Origin of the sequence: Rodentibacter mrazii, assembly GCF_001998825.1 — a bacterium.
Taxonomy (GTDB): Bacteria; Pseudomonadota; Gammaproteobacteria; order Enterobacterales; family Pasteurellaceae; genus Rodentibacter; species Rodentibacter mrazii.
In genome coordinates, this window is record NZ_MLHG01000101.1 from 1 (window position 1) to 6,208 (window position 6,208).

The window sequence follows — 6,208 nt, forward strand, 5'->3', positions numbered from 1 at the left end:
GCATATCCTAAGCCTGCAAAAGATAATACAGTTAATCGCTTTAAAGAAAAATCAATTTCAGCTATTTTAGAGAGGATTGATAATGCAATCGCCAATAATCTTAATACAAGATTTTCTCAAGTAGAAGGCGAGAAACTTATCGCATTTACTAACGAACTTATTTCCCAATTATCTGAATACGTTTCTAATGCGGAATCTATTTTTAACCGTTTACAACGTTTTGTAAAAGAGCGGTCAGATTCAGAGGAGAAAATATTTTCAGATAGCAAAGGGTCAATCTCACCTCAGCATTTATCGCAAGCAGAAAGAAATGTCGGTTCGTCAGCTCAAAATAACATAATGATTCATAATGTGTTAAATCTTCCTGATGTAGATGGAGTGGATTTGACTAATGCTCGTCAATTAAAACAGTTTTATTTTCAAGTTGCAGATAGTACTTCTTTGCTTGATCCCTCATCTACACTAGGTTACGTCAGTCGTCGGTTTGGACTGTGGCATGGCATCACACAGCTACCGGCAATGAATGAGCAAGGGAATACAATGATGCAATCAGTTCCTATGGATAAGGTAAGTGATTATCGAGAACAAGTTATGTTTTCTCCGAGTACGGAATTATTAGGACGTATTGAAAAAACGGTTACAACAAGTCCATATTGGATTGAAGGTAGCTATTTATCCGCAACATGTTGTTCCGCTTTAAAGTTTAATGCCGCAGCAGAGGCAATAAGGAATGTGACAAAGCAGTTTGTTAATAAATTTCCAATGTTTAATTCTGCTAAATTCCAAAACGGGGAAGCGTTCCTTAATGAAACAGTATTAAACTGGCTGAGTAATGAGACTACAACGAACGTATCAACTAAAATATCTTCTGTTGGGGATTTAACAAGTAATTTTGATGAATGTTATTCGTCAGGTGGGTTTATATCGGTATTAAGATTAATTGATGAACAACTAAAATTAGCTACTGACGCTCGTTCGCGTCATTACTTGCGATTTGAAAAGATACGTTTCTTTTTAAAAGAAGATATGCTAACAATTGTGATAAATGAGCTTTCAGAATTAATTGATAGCTCCAGAAAATATACTGTAGAAGAGTGGGATGGTGATTTCTTTACTCAATTAGAGCACTTAAGAGATAAATTATTAAAGGATAATGAATGAACTACTTGAACCAAATATTGGGACTTTTTCGCCAATTTACTCGTCCAATTTTTTCTCATCTTAGAAATTCATATCCCGTACTTTTTGTACTTGGGCTAATCATTCTTTTTGTCGGAATTTGGACTTATGGAACTTCGTGGAGTTTTTCAGGAATATCGAACGAAGACGGTTGGGATTATGGACTTGCAAAACAAGTGGGGATAGGAAGTAGAATTATTGCAACAGTTGTTGTTTTGTTGACTTTGGCAATTATTGCAATTTTAAAGCTCCAGTTAAAAAATGCGCGTTTGCGTAAAGAAAAAAATGAATTAGAAAAAGAGCAGGAAGAGAAAGATATTATTCTGCCTTATATTAAGGATCAAGATGATAGTCTTGAACTAATGGCTGAGTCCTTAAAAGAACATTTATCTGATAAGGACTATATCTACCAGCTACCTTGGTATATGGTAATTGGTTCTCATGAATCTGGAAAAACCAGCTTTATTAACCGCTCTAATCAAAAATTTACTTTAACTGCGGTTGAAAGAACGTCTAAGCGCTATATGCGTGAGCATACCATGTACCAGATTGACTGGTGGGCGAGTGACGATGCTATTTTACTCGATCCTGAAGGCGGAATGGTTCAACAATTAGGTTCAGCGCAAGATCCAGATGGAAAAATAGCAAAAGGTTTATGGAAGCATTTACTTGATTGGATCGGTGATGTTCGCCCGCAGCGTCCGATTAATGGGATTATCTTAGTCCTTGATCTTTCCAAACTTATAGCTTCAAATCATAGCGATAGACAAGCGTTGGCTGTGATATTACGTAATCGAATCCGTGAAGTTACTGAGCAATTTGGTGCCAGAGTACCAGTGTATGTTGTACTTAATAAATCTGATCTTATTGAGGGTTTTGAAACATTTTATAATGATCTTGACCAAGCCGAACGCCATGAAAATTTAGGTTTCTCCTTTACATTAAATACAGATGAACAAATTGATAATTGGACAAAAGAGTTTGCCGATAGTTATGCAGCTTTCGTCAAAGAGGTTGAAGAAATTATTTTTGATCGACTTGCAGGGATAATTTCTCAAGAAGATCGTGAATCACTTTATATGTATGCCCGTCAACTAGGCGGAATGAAAAATATTTTACTTCAATTTATTAGTGATGTATTAGAAAGTGATCGCTTCACAACAACACCTTATGTGCGAGGTGTCTATTTTTCTTCAATCTTTCAACAAGGTATACCAATTGATTTCTATCAGGCTGCTATTTCTAAGCAGTTTGATTTACCTCATGTTGTGCCAAGTTATTTACCTGAGAGGGGCCAGCGAACCTATTTCACCTATAACTTCTTCCAAAATATTATTTATCCTGAAGCCGGTCTGGTAAGTGATAATGAGAAAGAAATTCGTCGAAATAAACGTAAATTTATCTTAGGTGCTGTGAGTATTGCTGTTTGTGGTATTTGTTTATTAGCAACATGGCAAAATTATTTTTATCAAAATAAAACCGCTTCAGTGAAGGTTCTTAAATTAACCGATGATTTCCGTCAGATGAATATAAGTCAGTCTATGGATCCGACAGGGCGTAATTTATTAAAGCCATTAAATGTTCTACGTCAAGCTACATACGGTTATGGAGATTACGAAAAAGCATTACCTGTCATTGAAGATTTCGGTTTATATCAGGGTAAAAAAGTTGGTGAAAAAATAAGCGAGGCTTATAAAAAGTTTCTTGGCGAACGTTTTTTACCTGAAATTGCGATGGGGTTGATTGAGCAAATGGATGCCTTGCCGGAAGACAGCAATGAAGGTCTAGAGTTATTACGTGTTTATCGTATGATTGATGACATGGCAAATCGTAAAGTTAAAATTCCTGAGCAGTGGATGAGCAAATATTTACAGAAAAATTATCCTAAGAACCCTGATATTCAGCGTCAATTAATGGCTCATTTTACTTACGCAATGAAGTATGTTGATCCGGATTTAAGTATGTTTGATAAGAAAATAGCGGAAAAACAACAGGAATATAGTAAGTTACCGTTGGCAGATCGTGTCTATCAAAATTTTAAAATTTTGGCAAACACAGAGTTACAACCCGCAACAGATCTCAAAGCCGAAATTGGATCAGCATTTAGTACAATTTTTAAAACTGATTTAACGGCAGAAGATCCTAAGTCATTCTTTAAAGATAAGAATGTTAGCTGGTCTGGTACCTTAATCAGTCCACTCTTTACCGATTGGGCATATAAAGATTTTTATGATCCAAAAGCACAAGATTTATTGCAATTAGCTGCAATTGATGCTTGGGTTCTCGGTAAACAACAAACAATGCATTATTCTAAAGAAGATTTGGCAAATTTATCTGATGAAATTCGTGAACGTTATATCGCAGATTATATTCAAACCTGGCAAGATGCATTGAATAATCTTGAAATTATACATTTTGTGGATCTTCGTCATGCGGTAGATGTATTAGAAGCATTGACCGGTAACGAAAAACCATTGCAAAAAATGGTCAATTTAGTGGACAAAAACAGTGATATTTATCCAAGCTTGTCAGATGTTAATGTCGAAAAAGCAAATGAAAATGCGAATGTTGCAACCGCAAATCAGATGGCATCTTTGCAGATTACACAACATTTTTCACCATTGACAAATGAATTAAAAGCATCCACAGATAGCCAACCACATTTTGATGATGTAATCAAAAAATTGTCTGAGCTTAAGTTTTATATGCAAACGATTCAAAAATCGCCAGAGCCATCACAAACAGCATTAAAAGCAATAATGGCTGAATTGAATTTGGAGCGCACAAATCCAACCATTGATTTAAGACGTTTGGCAAATGAAATGGCAGAACCATTATCTATTCAGTTAAATAGAGTTGCTGATGAGGCATGGTCATTAGAATTAAAAACAGCATTGAGTGAAATCAATACATTATGGACTCGTAATGTTTACAGCTTCTATCAAAATAGAATTGCGAACCGTTATCCATTGAATCGCAAAGCAACACAAAGTATCTCATTAGATGATTTCCGGGAGTTCTTTGGACCAAATGGACGTGTACAACGTTTTTATAATGATTATTTGAAATTCTTCTTAGAAGATAATGCAGAACTTTCCGTGGTGAATGGTGAAAGCGTGGTTTCTTCCGAAGTTCTAACCGCACTTCAAGACTTGCAAGATATTCAAAGGAACTATTTTGATTCATCCGGTAATCTAAGTATTTCATTTAGTTTGAAACCATTGGGGCTTTCAGGAAAGTTTACCGCATCAACATTTAACATTGATGGTCAGCTACTGAAGTATAGCCACGAAGCGCCATCAGAGAGCCGATTGATTTGGCCAAATACAACACGTCAAGATGTCGAAACCAGTCTAACTTTGATTTCTTCAATGGGAGATTCATCTACATTACGTCGTACTGGAGATTGGTCTTTATTCAGAGTGCTTGATATGGCATCGAAGAAAGTTAACGGACAGTCAGTTGATCTCTCGTTTAAATTAAATGGTGGAGCTATTAATTATCGTTTAACTGTTGAAAACGGCACAAATCCTTTCTTTGGTAATATGTTAAGTGGTTTTAGGTTACCATCTAAATTACTTGATCCTGAAAAAGAAACGAAAGGGTTATTAGAACCCACGGATATTTATGAGGAACCATTAGAGTTACCTGAAGATAACGATTTATAGGAGTAAATAATCTTAGTTAAGGGAGAAATGGTATTAGTTTCTCCTTTTTATATCCTTATTAAAGAGAGAAGTAATGCAACCCGTTTAATTTTTAAAACAAAAAAGCTAAATAGATAACTATTTAGCTTTTTTAATTGCTTAATAAAATTAAACTTGTGGTCTACGCCAGTCATCGGAACCTGATGTACCAGCGATGGTGTGATCCCAGTTAATTTTACGATAGCTCATACTTACTTCTAACAACTGAGTATATGGAGCATTACTTGGGTCTTGCGCATTTGGCATTACTAAGTTCATATCTACGATTACAGCATCTTCTAATACAGTAGAGAAGAATTCTTCTTGACGACCATCAATAGAAGTACGATACCAAGTTACTTCAACTTTAGGTAACATTTCACCAGAAGCTAAAGCATTATACATTAATGGCACAGCTTTATTTAATGAACAAGTGAATTTAAATGCTTTGTGAACACGTTGACCGGATGGTTGACCTGACTGAGGATCGGTTGGAACAGTTACGATATGGCTAATTGCTTGTGCCATGATTTCATCTTCATGACCTTCAACATAAACATTACCGACAGAATCTTCGGTAAATGCGCCTGCTGTAATTTTCCCTTGATTGCTACCTTCAATGGAAATAAATGCTGGTGTAGGCATAAAATTCTCCTAATGACTTTAAAGATTAAACAGTTATTGTCCTTGATAGACAGGTTTAACTATATCAAATTAAACGCTCTTTAACATTAAATTTTCATCAAAATAAGTAAATTTAAAGATATTGGATAGAAAAAGGGGGAAATAAATAATCCTATTTCAAAATCTAGTTTTAAAACACTAAAAACTTACCGCACTTTTGCCTTGATCTTAATTGTTTTATTCCACCACATTATCTAAATCTTCCTTCTTGTGCTTTTCATTGATGATTTTCTGATGACCGCGTATCTCGTTAAACCAGCTTTGTTTTTGGTTCGGGGTTTTCTTATTCCATTCCGCCAAGGCTTTTTCAATGGCGGCATCGGCTTTGGCACGTTTGAAGGGGACGGGAATAGCAAAAGCGTTACAAAACGGTACAGTCGCGATGTAGTGCCATACGCTGAAACGGCGCTTGATATGTTTTAAAAACGCCGGGTCGTCTTCCGTTAAGTAGGCACGGATAGCGTGTAAAATATCAATACTTTGTTTGGATGTGATGGAAGGATACACGCCTAAATAATGGTGGGATTGCTGCATATTCTGTTCTTCCCGAATGCTGATAGCAAAAGAATGCAAATATTCCCCGCCCCAAGGGTGTTGTTGAGTGCAAAGAAATAAAACCTGCTAAAAAACGACCGCACTTTAAAAGTGCGGTTAAAATC

The 6,208-nt window shown here is 35.9% G+C and carries 3 protein-coding genes and 1 pseudogene; 2 read left to right on the top strand and 2 right to left on the bottom strand.

What is annotated here, in order from left to right; genetic code table 11:
• Nucleotides 1–1,161: type VI secretion system domain-containing protein (locus BKK47_RS11555; protein WP_143529629.1), on the top strand; the 1,161-nt coding region annotated here is incomplete at its 5' end.
• Nucleotides 1,158–4,847, top strand: coding sequence for a type VI secretion system membrane subunit TssM (gene tssM, locus BKK47_RS11560; RefSeq protein WP_077494974.1), 3,690 nt, complete (start codon nucleotides 1,158–1,160; stop codon nucleotides 4,845–4,847). The genes BKK47_RS11555 and tssM, both read left to right, overlap by 4 nt.
• A 147-nt stretch (nucleotides 4,848–4,994) precedes the next feature.
• On the opposite strand, the gene BKK47_RS11565 is transcribed toward tssM, so the two are convergent.
• Both BKK47_RS11565 and BKK47_RS11570 read right to left on the bottom strand, forming a co-directional pair.
• On the bottom strand, nucleotides 4,995–5,510 hold the full coding sequence (locus tag BKK47_RS11565) for an Hcp family type VI secretion system effector (protein WP_077494975.1): 516 nt from the start codon (nucleotides 5,508–5,510) through the stop codon (nucleotides 4,995–4,997).
• A gap of 216 nt (nucleotides 5,511–5,726) precedes the next feature.
• Nucleotides 5,727–6,149: pseudogene (locus BKK47_RS11570) on the bottom strand (hypothetical protein); the annotation flags it as partial.
• Nucleotides 6,150–6,208 lie beyond the last annotated feature (59 nt).

Bases quoted from the DNA above. Each gene is read 5' to 3' on its own strand.
- tssM (WP_077494974.1), top strand. From the start codon at position 1,158: ATGAACTACTTGAACCAAATATTGGGACTTTTTCGCCAATTTACTCGT.
- BKK47_RS11565 (WP_077494975.1), bottom strand. From the start codon at position 5,510: ATGCCTACACCAGCATTTATTTCCATTGAAGGTAGCAATCAAGGGAAA.